The sequence below is a fragment of the Paenibacillus phytorum genome (genome assembly GCF_013141715.1).
Taxonomy (GTDB): domain Bacteria; phylum Bacillota; class Bacilli; order Paenibacillales; family NBRC-103111; genus Paenibacillus_E; species Paenibacillus_E phytorum.
The window spans coordinates 75,953-94,648 of record NZ_WHOA01000147.1 but is presented as its reverse complement, the minus strand read 5'-3'; the positions used below and the strand labels follow the sequence as shown (position 1 = coordinate 94,648).

10 protein-coding genes and 1 pseudogene are annotated in these 18,696 nt (G+C 36.3%); 1 reads left to right on the top strand and 10 read right to left on the bottom strand.

The window, feature by feature from the left end:
* Positions 1–563 precede the first annotated feature (563 nt).
* The 5 genes and pseudogenes from GC098_RS22110 to GC098_RS22095 all read right to left on the bottom strand — a co-directional run bounded on the left by GC098_RS22110 (position 564) and on the right by GC098_RS22095 (position 9,801).
* A complete protein-coding gene (locus GC098_RS22110; protein ID WP_171645382.1) occupies positions 564–1,811 on the bottom strand; it encodes an McrC family protein in 1,248 nt (415 codons plus the stop codon).
* Positions 1,808–2,248 carry a hypothetical protein gene (locus GC098_RS42020; RefSeq protein WP_512699020.1) on the bottom strand — a complete coding sequence of 147 codons (441 nt, stop codon included), beginning with the start codon at positions 2,246–2,248 and terminating at the stop codon, positions 1,808–1,810. Before GC098_RS42020 ends, GC098_RS22110 begins: the two co-directional genes overlap by 4 nt.
* 27 nt (positions 2,249–2,275) lie before the next feature.
* A pseudogene (locus GC098_RS42015) lies at positions 2,276–2,812 on the bottom strand (DUF8426 domain-containing protein); the annotation flags it as partial.
* Positions 2,813–3,509: 697 nt separating this feature from the next.
* Positions 3,510–6,218 carry an amidohydrolase family protein gene (locus GC098_RS22100; RefSeq protein WP_171645380.1) on the bottom strand — a complete coding sequence of 903 codons (2,709 nt, stop codon included), beginning with the start codon at positions 6,216–6,218 and terminating at the stop codon, positions 3,510–3,512.
* Positions 6,208–9,801 carry a hypothetical protein gene (locus GC098_RS22095; protein WP_171645379.1) on the bottom strand — a complete coding sequence of 1,198 codons (3,594 nt, stop codon included), beginning with the start codon at positions 9,799–9,801 and terminating at the stop codon, positions 6,208–6,210. The genes GC098_RS22100 and GC098_RS22095 overlap by 11 nt, the downstream gene beginning before the upstream one ends.
* Positions 9,802–10,450: 649 nt before the next feature.
* Between GC098_RS22095 and GC098_RS22090 the strand changes: the two genes are divergently transcribed.
* Entirely contained in the window at positions 10,451–10,594 is a 144-nt protein-coding gene (locus GC098_RS22090) for a hypothetical protein (protein ID WP_171645378.1), read from the top strand.
* A 479-nt stretch (positions 10,595–11,073) separates the two neighbouring features.
* Here the strand turns inward: GC098_RS22090 and GC098_RS22085 are convergent, their stop codons facing one another.
* From GC098_RS22085 to GC098_RS22065, 5 genes are read right to left on the bottom strand one after another with little or no spacing between them, the layout of a single operon-like run.
* Positions 11,074–11,976 carry a PD-(D/E)XK motif protein gene (locus GC098_RS22085; RefSeq protein ID WP_171645377.1) on the bottom strand — a complete coding sequence of 301 codons (903 nt, stop codon included), beginning with the start codon at positions 11,974–11,976 and terminating at the stop codon, positions 11,074–11,076.
* A gap of 25 nt (positions 11,977–12,001) precedes the next feature.
* Positions 12,002–12,685: a DUF6339 family protein gene (locus GC098_RS22080; RefSeq protein ID WP_171645376.1), complete on the bottom strand. Its 684-nt coding sequence runs from the start codon at positions 12,683–12,685 to the stop codon at positions 12,002–12,004.
* On the bottom strand, positions 12,685–13,629 hold the full coding sequence (locus GC098_RS22075) for a hypothetical protein (RefSeq protein WP_171645375.1): 945 nt from the start codon (positions 13,627–13,629) through the stop codon (positions 12,685–12,687). Before GC098_RS22075 ends, GC098_RS22080 begins: the two co-directional genes overlap by 1 nt.
* Complete coding sequence (locus tag GC098_RS22070; protein ID WP_171645374.1) at positions 13,622–15,628, bottom strand: hypothetical protein; 2,007 nt, start codon at positions 15,626–15,628, stop codon at positions 13,622–13,624. The genes GC098_RS22075 and GC098_RS22070 overlap by 8 nt, the downstream gene beginning before the upstream one ends.
* Positions 15,628–18,546, bottom strand: coding sequence for a Z1 domain-containing protein (locus GC098_RS22065; protein ID WP_171645373.1), 2,919 nt, complete (start codon positions 18,544–18,546; stop codon positions 15,628–15,630). The genes GC098_RS22070 and GC098_RS22065 overlap by 1 nt, the downstream gene beginning before the upstream one ends.
* Between the last annotated feature and the right edge of the window lie 150 nt (positions 18,547–18,696).

Here is an 18,696-nt window from a genome sequence, read left to right as displayed (position 1 = left end):
ACCGGTATTTACACCAAATTTAACACCAATAATACCAAAATAGGCTCATTTCTGGACACATGTTCCCAGAGGAATATGTATGGGTTCATGTGAAGGAGACATGAATATCATTTAGGGTGCATGTATGTTTACACCATGATTTTACATGCACCCAAATAGATATAGTTAATTTTAAACTATGGAAATACAACAACCTAAAAGAGATGCTTGTTAATTAGGAGGAAATTTCAAAATTATTAACACCAATTTATACAATTTCCCCCAACTAAATCATTTTGCTCAGAGCTGCTGAATGAAGACTATTGTAAAGCTCAATCGATGTAACTAGCCCCTTTTCACACCAATTTAAAGTGGTGATAACCGAGTGCATGTATAGGTCTTAATTGATCTTGCTAATAAATCTTCACATAGAATTAAATCACAAGTGATTTATTAACGAATAATAATTAACTTGGTTAAGCAGTAATTCTTGATACTTCGAATCTAACAGACTCACCATTTTAACGTTTTAAGCAAAAAGATTTTTTTTAAATGTCGAAGAAGTGAATTGCCGTTGGCACTTCTCATAATAATATAGTTGACAACTCATCTATAGCTTTAAACTCATCTTCATAACTAATCGAGAAAACCTTTAATTTTTTCCGTTCATCCTGTTCCAAGCCCCATGATTCGAGGAATGTCCCACCACTATTGAAAATCCCATCGTGATGCGGATACAGCAGAAATACAGTCCCTACATCATCATATCGCGTCAAATACGCATACATCTGGTAGAAATCATTACGCTGAACCCCGTGTCTTGCTATGGAACTGTCGATTCTTTTCCATTTTGTGTCGATAATGACTTTACTTCCATTTTTCAAACTTACCAACAAGTCGGGCTCGAGTTGAAAAACTCCCCGTTGAGTCCCATCCTTAATCAAAAGTTTATAAGAATGGTCCTTAACAATTACCTCCATCGCTACTTTTTTCACCAAATACGCCATATACATTTCGAACAAGTCATTCATCTTAAACAAGATCGATGTATTTTGAGACTTACCAGCAGCTGACAAGGAAGTTGTTTGTGATAGTATGAGTTTTGCCATTCTCCAGCTCTCTTGAAATCTCTTGTTGTTTCTATCGAAATTAAATTCATCCGGTAGCTGTCGAATGTCAACAGATTCGTCTACTTCGTCCAGATAGATCATAGATTGTCTGGCTTTCTTGCGTGTTTCCATATGTTTGGATAATGTTATTACACGCCTGATTGCTGCTTTCAGAATTCGGTTAAGTACGTTGTCAGTTTGAAATTCATCAAATATGCAACTTATATCCGTAGACTTGTTATATGTACGTTGTAATTGACTAACAAGATTAATCTTCCCACGTACGCTTTGAAGCTCTTCGTATTGAACACGATATGAATGATACACTCCTTTATTCAATTCCTTAATTAGTTTGCCAGTAAACAAATAGGCAATGATTTCGAACAGATTCATCTTCTCCGTTACCAATAAACCTAACTGGCTCTCATGAATATCCAAGTAACCAGTCTTCTGTAACATTCGCAATAAAACTTTACGCGAACGGACCGGATCGTCACCAGCCACCTTGGGAAGAATCTCGATGGAACAAGATGTAAGTTGTATAAATCCTACATAATTAATGAATATGACTTCCGTTCTTGTAATTCGAATGAGATCCTCATCCAGCCCAGCAATACGAACATATCGGGATAATTCATCTGCCTCCAAGGGAGTCAAGGCAGCTTCCTCCATCACCGAAATGGGTATAGATTCATAGCACTCAGTAACGATCAAATGCTTCATTCAAAATCATCCTGCTCTTCCGTATTTAAAGTCGACAAAGACTCATAAACCCGGATCAAAGCCATATTAGAAGGGTTTGCTTGGACGGAATACCGGAATTTATCAAGATCGGCCACATCTGACTTGCCGAACAAACCTCGGTGAGTCAATTTAATCTTACTTAACAGGTAATCATTGTCTAGAGCCTTCCCTGCTCCCCCGAGCACTAGCTCCACTGATTCCCAGTTCTCGTAAAAATATTCTTGTAGCAGTGGTATGACCTTACTCACCATTACCTGTTTAACATAATCCGCGGTTAGATGCTCTGTCATAAAATAGGCATGACCGATTTGATGGTCGCGGTCATATAGGAATTCAATTCGATCGTTAATCGTTTGCAGCAACTTTCGAACGTTGATACCCTCCACATTATCAGGGAGTAGATCGTATCGCGGCATCATTTCCTTGAAGTCGAATCTTCTTCTCAACGCCGTGTCCAATAAGGCGATTGAACGATCGGCGGTATTCATTGTTCCAAGTAAATGAACGTTGGAAGGCACGGAGAATCGCTGTCCGGAATATGGTAGCGTAACCGAAAGTTCATTGATTTGCCCCATCCGTTTATCAGACTCGACTAATGTAATGAGTTCTCCAAAGATTTTAGATATGTTTCCTCGGTTAATTTCATCAATAATCAGGACATATTGAGATTCTCCGGTACCCGTGCTTCTTTCACCTGCGATTAGTTCACGAAGGCTTTCCATATTCAAATCTTCATGGCCAAACATATAAATTGCTTGTTGGGAAAATATTTTTTCCTTCAGAATTCGTTCAACTGGAATCATGTTTTCATTATCTACAAACAGCCATTCAACATCGCGAAAATGCATATACTCTGGATAGGCATCTTGATCGAAATAATAATCTCCAGTAATTTTTCCTATTGCACGGACCAGTTTATTTCCACCGGAAACGACAACAATATCCCCCTGGCGCATCCAATGCTTGAACCGTTCCATTGCTTCATCACATTGGGATCCTTCCTCAGATTACCATTATTATAAGTCAGGCGTGGACATTACATTGATCCAGAAACTTCTTAATCATTCAGCTCCCGGTATAGCTTCAAGATATATTGGTATAACATAACCCAAAACAATATGGACGATGTGTATTTAAAATTGACTTTATAGCCGTTCTTGTAAAAGACGATCAAAATATTTTTTAGTAAACAAATCCCAATATAATTGGGACTGCCTATTTATTTTGATAGACATACTTGATCCCTGTATGCTGTGGCTTTAGGACGGTCGGTGCTATATCAACCTGCAGCAATGAGAACAACCTCAAGTACTATTAAGTATGACTGAAATATAAGAAATGGATTGCCGCGGCAATCCACATGAAAAATAATAAAATAAAAATCAGTACTATAATTATAAGTAAATATACGAGAGTTTTTTTGGAATACACTCTACTGCACTGGGTTTCCCGTATGCAAAAAACTTAGCAATCCTCTATAAACTGTTTCAATCCAATTAAGAGTTGATTTTACTGGAGTTTTCAAGTCTACTCAGAGCTAGTAGGTTGCTATTAGTGATAGGGCGAAACCAGATAATTTAATCCAATGCCAATATATTCTTTTATTTACGTTTTCCTTCTAAATATTATCTAGATCCAAGAGAATTACGACTTTTCATTAAATTATTGAAGAGGTTATTAAACTTCATCTGAAATTCCATTTTCAATCAGTTCTTCAAGCTCACCAATTACCCTTTCTAATTCCTTCAATCTTTCTAGATTGGTAATTTGACGATCTATAATAAAACAGGTGCGCATACCGTTAAAACGAATTCGATCGATCCATCGCAATACATCCTCTCTCGCATGTCCTTTTTCCAGAAGTGAATAATAAATATACGCGAATTCATTACTAATTGTTGTATTAAACACCACTGGATCGTCTGTATTAATGGTACAGATGAGCCCATTCTCAATTTTATGTTCTCCCTTTAAACCTCTTGAATTTAGCTCTTGGATATAATGTCCGAAAATATGGTCTACTTCTGTGATCGCTGTATTAGAGCTAGGGTTAGTTTCAACAACAATGCCACGGCTACTAACTTTCACTAAGATATGAGATTGGATCTGCTGATAAAAAAGTACATCTTCTGAAGTTACTGATACTTCTATGGGCTCAAGCATAGAAGTTAAGTAACACTTGCAATGGTAAGCAAGAAATAGCTTTTCTACGTTCCAAGCTTGTCCTTCCAACGGATTAACTAAGTTACAAAACAATCGCGGCGAAGGAAAGTTCGATGTTGCTTCGCTTGGTTTATAGCGATTAAAAGCAATTAAGTTTAATTCAGGATTAAATTTTTTTTCATATGCTTGCCATAACGAGTAAACATGAATACCATCCATTTCTCCATAAATGAATTTAGCATGATACAAAATTTCCTTTTCCAAATTTGATAAATATATATGTGAAAACGTCTCATTTTTCTTTTCCAATCCCCATAACCACAATAAATTTTCGATATACTCAATTCTAGGTATAACTATAACCGGATTGTTAAGAATCCATTCCTGAGGTTTTACTCCAAGTACAGCCCCGTGTCCAATACGGTCACCTGCATGTAGGTTAAATTTTTCAACCACTTCATCCACATGCCTTAGTGCAGTAAGGATATGACGGTAGTCCTCACCGACATGATAAGTAATTCCCAACGTTTGGATTGGTAGGTATGGCGCCTTTTGATAAATTGTTCTGTGTTTATCACTATTACGCGCATTACGAAAAATGTGTGTGAAAACCCATGGTTCCGTCCATTTCTCATTACTCGCTGCATCAACACCCACTAAATAATAAGAAAGCTCAGGTACTGATTCACGCAACTTAACAATTGCATCCATCTGAGCGCCGTATAATTTTTGTATGGATCGAAAATAGAGACTTCGTTCATCACCACTATCAAAAAAATCCATCCAACATTTTTCTGTTTCCTTATTATCTTTTGATTTAATTAAATGGTAAACTACCCCAAGTGCTGGAACCAATTTTCCTCTTTGCTCGAAATCATGAGTGACATTATGATAAGCTCTTAAAAATTCTATTAACTCCCTAGCTAAATCAAGCATTATTTCTTTGTAATTTCCAGTTGTCGGCGGGCTCAACCGAACTTCTAATTTGCGTAAATAAGGATTGTCAAACTGAGTTTGAAGAATATATCGAATGTGATGAAAAGGGTTTACAGAGACTCTACTTTTGCTAGAGCGCTTAAAGAATCTTTGGAAGTATTCTAGTCCGCGAGTATGATTTGCTTGCACTTGCATTCGGAAAACAGTGTTTTTTATACGTATATAATTCCAAAATGCCCTTTGGAACAGGGTGTCTTTTATCCCACTTTGTAAATATTTAAGTGCGCGAAATAAAAATAAATTCTCCACGCTATGTTCGTCAGGCATCAACTTATACAATGAATCCAATTCGGTATGTAGATGACCGTCTCCATCACTATGTAAAAGATCTAGTTCATCAATTAACTGTGCAAATATATCACTTAAATTCTCTTCACTTCTAAATGATTTCATGCCAGCGATCTTGTACATCAACTCTATTTTTCTCATTTTCCCGTAAAATTGACTTAGATTCCCCTGCTCTCTTCTCGCTAGAAATAAACCTAACAACACCCTGTTGATTGAACAAATATAAAACAATCTTTCATCAATCGATCGACCCCATAGTTCATTTGTCATACGAGAAGGCGGAAAAAGATGAGGTGAGGTAAGCCTAATCCAGTTCAATGCAAAATTCCTACCTGCAGAAAAATGCAAATGTGTATCAGCCACTCCTGCTTGAAGAATTTGGTCCAATTGCTTATCTTCAAGATGAATTGTTGAACGATATGACTGTAGGTATGTTTCATCATCCATATTATTTTCAAGTAAATGAATAAAGACCAAGAGATCGGTTGAGAAACATCGATTTAGAGACTGCCAAAATGCCACCTTGTTTATACCTTTATAATGGCCTAAAAGTGTATCCTCCTCATGGCCCCAGTATTTAAATGTGATTTTACCGTTTCGATGAGTTATAAATAATCTACTTAACTTCGATAGATGTTTCATGTAAAATCCAGACATGTCCTTTGTATCCAAGTATGATTCCTGTAAATCTTTAAACGGAAAGTATTTTTGCAGCAGTAAATCAATCTCATCTAGATTTCTTAGGTGATGTGTTACGTTCAGCTCTTGGTATAACATCTCTTTGAACTTGTTTAGAGGATGGCCCTTCTTATCCGATGTAGGACTTGCTTGAGCAATTTTCTCTAGAGGGTCTTCTTCGTTAAATAAGAGACTAGTGAAAGGTAGAGTTAGCAACTCCGCCCTAAGGTCAAGAGGCTCACGGAATATCTCAATTTTCACGCATTGCCTCCTTAATATGCTTACCAATATACCTTGTAAAGCCGTCTCGATAAAATTTATTTTCTTGATAATATAGATAAAGTTGCTCACGATAAGCATGCATAGCAGCCTCTGCAGAACGGTCATCCATAGTTTGTAAAATGGTTAATAATGTATACATGATGTAGGATGACGCAATACTTTGAATAATATGTATAGCCGCCTGGTGATATAGTTGGATTCTAGTTGAATTCGGAACTCGCCGCGTTTGAAATATTGACAGAGAAGATACCAATATATCAATCCTTTGTTGAGCACTGGAATCAGAAAGTTGCCTATCTTGAACACTAAATTTTATTTGATTTAATCTATCAACGTACTCCTCATACGGAATTTCCTTTAAATTATGATGGATAAAACTAATACTATCCGCTAAACGTTTATTGAATGAACCACCGATTCTTCGCAAAGTTTGTAAATTTCTAATAAGTCTTTCATCGAGTATAACCATTTGCTCCCCTGTTGCTAAATATTCAAGTTGTTCTTCCAAAACCCCCTCATAAATATCTTGAATTTCTTTTATTTTCTCTTCTGAGAAAGGCGGTTCTTCTTTTTCAAATATGATATTATAATGAAAATCCAATATATTTTTATAAGAATTCACAATAATACTAACCATGTTATGCTTCATTTCATCTATAGATTCTCGTAATATCTTTGTATATGCATTTCTATTATCATTAATTGTAGAACGAATAAGTTCGAGGATCTCATCACTCTCAATCAATTCAGTCATATCCTGTTCCAAATCCTCTTGAATCGCTTTTCTTAGACGCTTAAGCTCTAAATCACTTTGTTCAAGCTTTTTCCTAATCTCATTTTGTTTCTGTTCTAATTGATCTAATTCTTTTTGACGAGCTTCAACATCTAAGGGCTTAATTTGGTTTAGTAGCTTAACTTCTTCAAGAGCATTAAAATAATTATGCAAGAATTGCTGGGTTGCAGAATCCAACTTCATCAGACCTTTGTAAACATAATGAATTTCTTGTACATCCTCTGCACGTTTGTGAGCTTCTACATCACGAGGCGGCAAAAATTTACCAAGAATTGGCCACGGATCGAAAGTAACCGTATATTCATTAGGTTTACGAATTACACTATTAATCATCGATTCAGAATTGAGAAATGATGAGGTTAAATTATCCCATTCTTCTTGCCGGGATTTTATATACTCCTGCTGAACTGTAATACGTTCCAAAACTCTTTTTCTTCTAATAATACTTTCTGGATCAGCGTTTTTAAGTTCTTGGCGAATCACTTCAAGTTTCCCCTCAACATTTGGAATCTCGTTAGAATCTGCGATTTTCTCATTGATCAATTGATCACGTTGTATAAGCTTATCAATAAAAGAGATATCTAAGTCTAATCTATCATCTATCAAACTAATTTGTTGAACTATGGGGGAAATCATCTTTCCCCTAATTCTTCCCTTCTCCACCAAATTCGAAGACTTGATATTAAATTGAATTTTTTCAAATGAATTCACAAGGAACAATGATCGTTGATCAGCAAAAGAATAGAATTTATCTCGAAATCCTTTAATATTTAATTGCTCATATATCTCTTGTTCTAAATCTCGCCAGTTTAAAGGACCTAAAGAATGTTCACCGATTTTCTCTTTTAATTTGTTAACCAATTGATGTTGCATTTCTTGCAGGTTAACCCAGTTTTTAAATAGAATTTCAATCTGTTGCCTTACCCAGTCAACATCTTCTGTATAAATTTTTCTTAGTGTATTGCTTAGGTTTCCTTCTATTTTTACATTGTCCGTCAGGACTGGTAATAGATGAATGTACTCTATTTCCGATTCATTTATTTTTCCATTAGCGAATAACCCCCCAACATCTTTAAGCCCAATACGCTGGGTGAGTTGAAGAAAAAAATCGTGCAATCTACTGGTATCTTGAATATCGGGAAATAATTTGTAATTTTTGTTTATTCTATTTAGATAGTTTACCATTCGATTTTTAACTAGGTTATATGATGCATCTCGAAGTTGAAACAATTTCTCAAAGAAGTCCCCTAGTAGCATAATAGTGTAGAACTCATCAAAAAGTTGTGCTTCTAATTCTGCTCCGATATTGGGCTGATTTTTTGTTTTCTCACAGTAAACCTCAGATTGTGATTCTTTGTGAACAAAAATTAAATCATAATCGATATATGAATCCTTCGCATTTAAACTACGATCTAAATGAGAAGCGTAGATACGAAATGCTTTTTCAATTAATGAGCTGAATTTTCTTAAACCACGAGAGGAATTAACCAATAGCCATAAAAGTTGCTTAACATCATCGCCATCCCAATCTCCGTGACGACGTTGCTGTAAGAATTGATATACATTTATACAGCCACGAGGCGTTAGATCCAAAAACTTAGCATATTCAGGCTCTGGCTCACCCCAGACATCACCGAATCGCTTTCCCTTAAAGCCTATATCAGCGAATAATTCACGCATTACAGTACCATCTAATTCATAACCAGTAAATGACCATTTCTCATTGTCGTTTAAAAGTGCCATTCGATGTCGATAACTTGGAGGTAGTGCTTTCTTAAGTAACTCCTCGCTTCGTTCTTGGCGAATTCCTAGAACCGTATTATCATGTGAAGGATCCTCCAAATGAGCCCCAGTCAACTTCGTTTGGAAAAACTGTGGGTTTGAAATGTTTTCCTTCTGAAGAAGATGAAGCGTAATTGCCTCTGAAAACACCTTATAATCGCCAGTTACTACCGATACTAAATGAGAGTGCGTCAGAAAGTTTAGTACGGTTTCCAGTACTTCTCCTGTTCGTTCTGCACATAGATCAACATCATCCAAGAAAATAAAAATTAAAGGATCTTCAGGAGGATTATCCAGATCCATTTTAGCCTTGATTATTGCATCAAGAAAGCAATGAAAGCTATCGATGAGCTCAAGATCAGCATTAATCATCTTCTGATTATCTGCGACAAAGCCTAAAATACCTTCATCGCGCTGAACAATGGCATCACGATAGTATTCCTTTCTTATATGATATTGCTTCTCTGCTGTCTTATAAGCTAATAGTAAGGGATTTAACTCTTCTTTTTTTATACAGTTTGCTAACGAGTCTGTTGTATCATATCGGTTGACCCTTTGATGGTGCGCCCACTCTCTCTCCCTTTTATGAAAAAGAAATTCACTATATCGTTCGTTTATATTATCAACCACTAACTTTAAACTATTAAGAATCCAACCAAGGGTATCGCTAACAGAACTCATTTTTTCGGGTACAATCATCGCTGTGACAATATCATTGATGTGCATGTTTTGAATTTCTCTATGCAACGTATGTAAAACTGAAGTCTTTCCTGTTCCGCGATCCCCTAAAATAGTAATAGTATTAACAAATTCGGGTTTAATGTCAAAAGATTGCTCGTTCCTATAATTGCGCGCTTGGGTACGAAAGTGGTTTATATGGTCAAGGATTTTGTCATATGTTGGCATTGTTATACGAACTAACGTTTTTTCTAAACTTCTTGCACCAATAGAACTAGTACTCGATTGTATCTTTTTTGATACTGACATATCTTTTCCCCCAAAAAAAATTTTTTATTCATCTATAATAATTCTCCTTATATTTACATTTACCTTCAATTTAAATGCAATACCAACAATACCTTTACAGAATGCTGCAACTTAATGGTGGATTTTATCTTTCGCTTAAAACTCCTAGTTCTTAGTTCACTCGATTATTTACAACAAATTATCACCCAATTCACATTAACCGTCTAAGTATTATCTGCAGGCTCCTTATTAGACATGGCTTATTTTTGAAAAATTCCTGTTTAAATGTACCGTTTCACGGAACATAGCCCTCTTTGCTTCCATCTTGCGAGGTGGGCTAAAGTCTTGATTTATTAGGGTTTTCTCAACATTAGTATTGTTATATTTTGGTGCATTGTAATAGACACTGAGTGCTTTCGTCCCCAATAATTTATAAATGCAGACGAACCGTATCTTGTGTAAATTACAATTTGAAGCCTCTTGATGAGAGGATATTTGGGGAGGTTGAATAGTAACCCTCTATATTGATTCCCGTATCTTGCTATTCCTACTTAGCAACACCATACCCCTGTTGAGACAAATTACTAATTTCATCAATTGAAAGTACAAAATATATAATAACAACTACTGGGTTTCAAAGCTGTACCGAAATGCCAAAAGGGATTTTGAGGTGGATAACTATTATTATGAAAAGGGATGGCACATTCTACGGATCTGGGAGCATCTGGTCAAAGGGGATTTTGAGACGACCAATCAGGGGATGGTCCAGTTTATCGATCAAACCAAAGAGAAACAAAAACCACTTCGCGACTAAAAATAACAAGTTAAATCCGGACTTCTGTTAACCGAGCAGGAAAGAAAATGAAACTAGAAGAAAAGGGTTGCAACTGTGGCTCTTTGACAAATAGCACCCCTTTTTATGCACTTTAGTCCAATGATATTTTCAACCAATGATTATATTATGTTTATGCCACATACTTTTTCCTCTTCTATCGTAGGAAAATCTTCTACATACAGAACAAATTTCACTAATTATGTGATGAAATAAACATATTGGATGAACTGTTTCATTATAATAGCTAATAGAGTAATTTTAAGATATCTCGAATTACTTCGATGGAAACATCAAAAAATTACTCAAAAGTCAATACAGCATTGGATTGCTAGCCTTATTAGTTCTATCAAGGCTATTTGTAAATTCCACTGGACAAAGTATATTTGAGTTGTTATTAAGAGTTTTGTTGAAAGCTTCAAAAATAGTCGATTCATTATAAAAAATATCAACAATTTCTATTAGATTTCCTTTAAATCAATAACTTCTCCATTCAAACCATCTAAATCTAATTTATAAATGAGTCCGCTAATATGTTTAGGCAATTGTCCATCTATAAAACTTTCTGGTACGATTTTTGGAAAGCTTTCATCGATTTCATATTTCATTACTTCGAGCAGGCGATATGATTTTGTACGAACTTCACTGCCAATTGGGTATTTTAGTTTTTCAAGTGCACGTTCGATTTCCGATTCTTCTACGTCCAATTCTACTAATTTTGTAACCATATCTTGAATCGAAATACCGTATACAGCAGGTTCAAAACGATAAAATAACAAATATTTTGCTTTTAACTGATATTGACTATTAATTGTAATTTGTGAGCCATAACGTACTATAGTAGATTTCACCTCATAGCAACCATCATTACAATTAAAATCAACAGAACCACCAAATGGCCCTACCCAAGATACGTCTTTTTCTTGTTTCAACAAATAATAGTAACTTAGCATTTCAGCTAGTACGCTATAGGCTGCTTTTTCAATATTGGCATTGCCCATCAGTTCTTTCATCGCATGCCACCAAGAAATTGGATTCTGTTGGATTTCTTGATACGATTCTGCATCGAGTACCTTCTCTAAAAAGCCAGCACAAATTATCGCAAAATCATCGTATAACTTCGGATGATCAGATACGAGCATTAATAAATGGCGTTCTTCACCACCAATTATATATTCTTTCGTATAATAAGAAATGCTGGTTAACTGCTCATTTACATGTTTATCTGCTGGGATTTCAATGGCAACACCTTGCATACCATCAATTTTCACAATCCAATAATACTGCTCTTTCAATGTAATGGAATGTTTTGCAGATGTCCGAAAATATGCGAAGCCTTCTCTAATTTTTTGTATTGTTTCCATATACTCGACTCTTTCTCCAATTTTTCTAAAAGTCCTTTAGAAAATACTTATACAAATCTGTTACGTATGTTTCTATGCCACCTTCTACTAAACTAGGTTCAATCATATTTAACCGTGCTGTGTTCAATTTCAACACACGACGAAATAATTGTGGCACTTTGCTACTAGCATGTACTTTAAACTGGCGCATCATTTTGCGTGTTAATTCCACACGATAACCACCACTGCCTGAACGGTCGAGTAGCTGAAGGATTTCATCTGCCGAATTACCTTTTAATGTATCGAATGTTTCTTCCTCTGTTCCTTGCCAAGAAAGATGAATATACCACCAAATACTTTTCAACCAAATACGACGTGTTCCTTTATAAAAACGTTGATCATTCATCCCAAAACGTTCGTATACTAAGTCAGGAAATACTTCCAACGATAAATAACGCCACATCTCATCTTGAGCTGCTAGTCTCTCGTTAAAGCCGTATTCTTCATTTAGCACATGGTACAATGTCAATCCCATATGCAAATCAAATGCATAAGAATTAATTTTCTTCATTTCATCCACTAAAAATGTTTTCTTTTCATCCATCATGATTTCACGTAGCTGATCAAAAGGTGCTTTGACTTGACGTGGTGCACAGTTTTCTGGTTCGGCCTCAATTTGTTGAAACTTAAATTTTGCTTGGGCTTTTGTATAGACTACATTCTCCCACACTACATTTCACCTATCTTTACTCGTGTTTCTAAATCTTTGCGTAGAGACATCGCTAGTTTTTCTGGCGTATCGAAATCCCAACTTAGTGTTGTTTTAAAATAATGCATGACTTGCCCGATAGAACCTTCTTCGCAGTTTCTCCCGTCTTGAATATCCTGCCAATCCGGACATTCCATCAAGTTTTGCAAAACAAGCTGCAGGGCGCTTGCTAAAAACTCTACATACAATGCTTGATCAAGCTTCGTTTTCGGTTTTTGAATCGATCGGAATGCAACATGTGCTTTATTTAAATAAATCGCGATATATTCTTTATCAAACGGTTCGACTAACGGCTCCGAATAATTGAAATCCACAAACCATAAAGGTTTATCCGGTTCATTTACAACCACAATCGGGAACGTCGAGCCAGAGCCATCTAAAATAACATCCCATTCTACTAACCTACCTAAAATTGTACCTGGTAGTTGTGCCTGTCCCCGCATACTATTGCGGCTCGCCTTTTTCAAATAAACAACAAGCGAAATATGTACTTCGCCAAATAATTTATCATTTAGGAAATAATAATCAATCGGGATAATCACGTCATTTGGTGTTGTACTTGTAATGGTTGCAAAAGGGATTACACCGCGCTGAGAAGATTGCTTTGACAACCATTGCAATGCAAACCCTAACTCTGCATCAGCATTGACCAATTGCGTAGGACCAAACATACTAGACGGACTACCTAATATTACATTGCCTGAGAGCCCAAAACCTTTTTCTACATAGTCCCAGCTATCATCGTCATTACTCAATAATGTTTTATACTCATAGTCTTCGGTTTGATTAAGCACTTGCTTTGAACCATCTTCATCTTTATAAAAGAACTGCAAATCTATCGAGACATTTAACAATTCTTCCATAGCCTCATCATAAAGTCGATTCATGCTAACCTTATTAGCCATTGTCTACACTTCCTTCTGGCTTCATCGAGATTTCGACTTGTACATGAGGGTCCGTACAAGTGAATATTAAATTGCCTGAACATTCAACAGGCACATCGTTTTTCTCAATACGTACAGCATGCAACACTTTGTTGTCACTTTTTTGAGCCGCGGATCGACCAAATAGACCAACCGTATTTGGGAAAAAAATACCCGTAATTACTGCTGGGAATGGTGTCCCTACACTATCAGCTGATTCCCAATCTGTTGCTGAGATTTTCCCACCTTCAGAAGCAATAAATAACTCTATTGTAAATACAGCGACATTTTTCGCTAGTTTCAGTTGAAAATGAACTTCTAAAGCACCAGTATCTAAATATTTCTGTGATACAATCGTAAAACTATTGCCACGACTACCAATATCAGTAGGAAGCTTCGTACCTCCAGCTCGATTGCGACTAGAAGCACGACGACCAAATCCGGTCGGTGGTAACAGCATTTTTCCGACATTACGTGCTAGTTTGTTCATACCTTGCTTTTCTTTCACTTCTTCTTTATTTTCATATGACCCTTTAATTTTCCGAAGAATTTGTGAGCGAATTTTCTCAACAATGTCAAGAGGCTTACTTTTTATAATAATGTCTGTCCAAGAGGTGTGATCGGCCATCTCACTTTTTCGTAAATACGCCTCTAAATCGACGACATCATTATCTGGATTCACTAATTTCGTAATGGAATTTGGCACAAAAATAGCCACTAAATATTCGTGTTCTTCTGTTGCACCAAGTCCTTTACACCATTCGCCATCTGTTTCATAATTAACAATCATTCCTGGTCTTCTCGCATAAGCCATCAACGGCGCATTTTGCTCACCTAACGGATTTTTCTCATTCACACATGTAAACGGACTCGGACCATTCAGTGGTGCTAACATATCTAGCTCATTCTTCGTGAACTTTTTATATGCTACACGCCCCGCGTTATTTATGGTATTGTTTTCAAAATAATTGCGAATTTGAATATCATTGACAAAATAACGCTTGGATTTACTACCAATTACAGCTACGTTGTACATCATTTGTAGCTCAAGGAATAATGGTAAAAAATCATCCTTTTCCAGTCTCTCTCCATTGATATGTCCGTCTAAATATTTGCCATAAGTATATTTTTCATTAGCTAAGCGCGGTGCATACCAACGTTGCATTGCCACACGAATATAATCTACTGCATTCGATTCCCACGGTTTGTTTTCATCTGGATTGATTTCGTGCTTAATAAGTAATTGTTGTTCATCGATAAATGGAATAATGATTTTTGTCCCTAAACGCTTTCCCTCAAACGGCTTCATAGATAAGGATTGTAAAATATCACGAATCATTGCTTCATCTGTAATTGGAATTGTATCATAACTAACTGGTGCTACACGTTGGCCCCACCAAGCAATTCCGCTCGGGACTTTTCCGGAAGATTTTGGAATAATCGTTTCTGGTAATTTCTCGTTTTCTACTAATGTCACAGCTAAACGATGCTCGTACTGACCATCGTCATTTAAAATATGTGAATAATAAACAACCAAGCCAATACCTACACGGAAATAGACAGTCTTCCCTAATCCCCAAGACCCGCCAGCACCTGGAGTTTCTTGTGCCATACTAATCCCATAAATTAGTTTGAAAATATTTCCATTTGGCGAATGTTTAAAGTCTAATGAACCCGTTAGTCCGGTTGTATTGGCATCCTCAATATAAATCGCCTTTTGTGGCGAGACTCCAAATTTTTCGATTAATCGATCTGTAATTCCATCTAAATGCTTAGCAAAGCTTGGGACATTGACATCCTTGATGCCAATGTCCACATATACAGAATCGTGCCCTTCTACACAAATACCCGCATCTAAACTATTTTGCACAGCTTCACGTACAAGTAAATCTAAAATTGGTAAATCATTATTTTGAATAAGTTTTAATAATGAATTGCCGGATTGGGACATTTTCCCGAACTCTGCAATCTCGATTTGCATTACTCTTTTCCTTCTTCCGTTTCAGACTCTCCCATTGGATTCTCAATACGAATCGACAATTTTGTCGCTAAATTGTTGCCCGAACGATACCCCGGCACAAATATACTAACACCAATTAGATCTTCTGAAGCATTTAAGTCATAACGTCTATTAGATTCTTTTGTATTTGGTTTATTTCCTTTTTTATATTCCGAATTTTGGTCAATACGATATAAAAGTAGCTGCGGTGTTAAACCAATACCAGCAGCTTTACGCAACTCATTGACAACACTTTTCTTTGGTTGTTCTTGATCAATTTCTTCTAATTCATCTTCGATAAGTGCACGTTCTGCTTTCACAGCTTGCGTTAACTTAAATTCCTCTCGAATCGAGTCATACATCTCTTTCGTCATATCTGCATATAAATCCGATGGAGCACGTAACACACCAATATTAATTTTTTCGCCAGTTGCCGAACCACGGCGGCTACGTGTAACTAGCCCTACACCACGACCACCGACTATCCATTGTTTATGTTCGTCATGTTCGTCATCATCTAACTTACCGCTACCGGATAACACGACATTCCAATTCGTAAAACCGGCTTCCGCTTCTTTCTTTGAATACCATTCAAAGAAGGCTTCCATATTGGAGAATTCGCTCTGTTTACTAAACGTGAATTTGCGAAAAAAGTCATCCATAATTTGTTGGAACGGCACATCTTCCCAATAAAGACCACGAGTATTACGTGTTTCGTTTGGAGTGCCTAGACGATTTAATAAGTGCTCCGTTACTTCGATATTTTGTCTTTGAATGGCTACATCATCATCAAATGCAATCGTTTGACTCGATGTCCCAGAGAAGTCTAAATCGATTTCCTCTGCACTCTGCATACGATTTTTCGCTGTAATACGTAGCCATGTTAGTTTTGGTGAGTTTTTAATTTTTGGGCCGTATTCGTTGGCATCCATGCCTTCTAAAATATATGTTTCAATATCCTCACGTAATTCTTCTTCAAGGGTCGCCATAAATTTAAACTTCGCCTCTGTATCCGTTGTTAGCCAAATACGCGGTAACATTTCATAACCTTTGCGGTAACCAAAGAAACGCCCCATTTGAAGTAATGTATCTGCCTGCGAAGTCGTACGAAGGAAATATGTACTCACTAACCCTTCAATTGTTAAACCACGCGATAACGTACTACCACCAATAACAATAAATGCTGGGGCTGGGGCTGGGTAATTCGGTGATTTGGGATCTGGATAAACTAAACGGACATGCTCTAGATCTTCCGTGACCCCATTATTTGCACAGTTATCGATACATAAATGAAGACCGTCATGATATTCCAATCGTTTTGTATCTTCTAACACATTGATATGAGAAGGATGATGACGGATTAAACGTTTTAGCTCTTCTTCAATTTTTTCAAATAGTGGATAATCTTTCACATCATCTTTATTTGGGTATACCTCAAATTCCATATCGAAGTCTTCTTTTGTAAACTTTTTCTGCTCTTGTTCGTATAGTACACGACACGCTTCAATGATTTTCACTTTCGATGTACTACTGAAATAACTGTTGATTAAATCCGCAAAAATTTGATGATGTGTTTGCTTCTGACTCGTATGTACAAGCATACTAATCGGCTTTTTATATTTGCGATAACGCATAATCGAAGTCGCTAATAAAAACCAATGAAGTGCATCTTTAAATGATTGCGGTAAATACCCCCCCTCTTCTTTATGGATACTATTGACTAAATCACAGTCATTTTCAGTAATTACACGTACCATTGGTAGCCCGCGATAATATTCATTATTCTCTAATCCAAAAATTTGTTTTGCACCAAAATATTCTTTCGCTGGATTTAATACCGCGATAAAATCATGTGGATATAGGGACTCTTCTGAAGCTTCATTTAAAAAGTTAGCATAAGGTGTAGCTGTGTAACTGATGTAATTCATACTTAACGGTTTCGAACCATCTTTTGCTTGAATTTTCACTAGCTCTACAATTGCTTTATTCAATGCTGTACGTTCTGCCAGTGAATCATTTACATCATTTGTATTGATTCCACCTTGGTCCGATTCATCATCAATGATTAAAATACGCATTTGAGAAAGCTTTTTGCCATCTTCTTTTAACCAAAGGATTAAATCATTTAAACGTGTTTTATTTTTCAGGCAAACATTTAAGTAACGTTCACGTGACCCTTTATTTAATAAAAGGCTGCTTACTTTATGCGAAGAACCTGACTTTAATGAAAGCTGACTTAAACGTTCCCAAGAAAGATTGCCTGACATTTTTAAATCACTCATTAGACGTTCTTCTGTTTGTTTACGCAAATTTTCGATTGTTCCGGATAAAACAATGAATAAATTAAACTCCCAATCAGCAGCCATTGCCATTAATGCAGCCATACTTGCTGTTTTACCAGACTGCACATGACCAATAGTTAAACCTTTAATCGAATTATCAGTCTCTACTCGGAGTTTTCTTAAAATACTGATTGTTGTATTTTCAATATCTTTTACCGATTCATCAGTCCAGCCTTGTCGGATTAGCTTGTTCTTATATAATTGCCAACTACTCGCCCCGCCACCTGGGATCGTCAAATCATTATCTTGACGACGACTTAAAATACGATTATTGGCAATTTTCTCTTCAATCATTTGTTCACGCTCTGCTGCTTCACGCAAAAACTTTACAATTGCTAACCAGATTGGTGCATTCAAATCTTCTGGAATCATACCATCTTCTTGTAATAGTTCGAGTTTATTTTGTAGCCCTTCCTCATCCTGCTTGCCGTAATATTTAATAAAATCCCAGTCGCGTCCTTTATTACGCAACTTTTCAATAGCCATTCGATGCTCATCATATTTGGGGGAAGAAAAATCGTTGATCACGTTTATCATGTTCATCATGTTCATCACCATTATTATGTGCCTCTCCTTCTATCTATTAAAAACACTTCATTTATTTCATACATAATAGTAATCTCATTTTAACATATCAATATAGTAAAAAAGATAGAGAAACTTCTTATAATATAAGCTGCTACGTCAGCTAAGAAACGGAGCAGGAAG

Coding starts and splice junctions, on each gene's coding strand:
- GC098_RS22110 (WP_171645382.1), bottom strand. CDS start 1,811: ATGAAGCATTTGATCGTTACTGAGTGCTATGAATCTATACCCATTTCG.
- GC098_RS42020 (WP_512699020.1), bottom strand. CDS start 2,248: ATGCCGCGATACGATCTACTCCCTGATAATGTGGAGGGTATCAACGTT.
- GC098_RS22095 (WP_171645379.1), bottom strand. CDS start 9,801: ATGTCAGTATCAAAAAAGATACAATCGAGTACTAGTTCTATTGGTGCA.
- GC098_RS22085 (WP_171645377.1), bottom strand. CDS start 11,976: ATGGAAACAATACAAAAAATTAGAGAAGGCTTCGCATATTTTCGGACA.
- GC098_RS22075 (WP_171645375.1), bottom strand. CDS start 13,629: ATGGCTAATAAGGTTAGCATGAATCGACTTTATGATGAGGCTATGGAA.
- GC098_RS22070 (WP_171645374.1), bottom strand. CDS start 15,628: ATGCAAATCGAGATTGCAGAGTTCGGGAAAATGTCCCAATCCGGCAAT.
- GC098_RS22065 (WP_171645373.1), bottom strand. CDS start 18,546: ATGGTGATGAACATGATGAACATGATAAACGTGATCAACGATTTTTCT.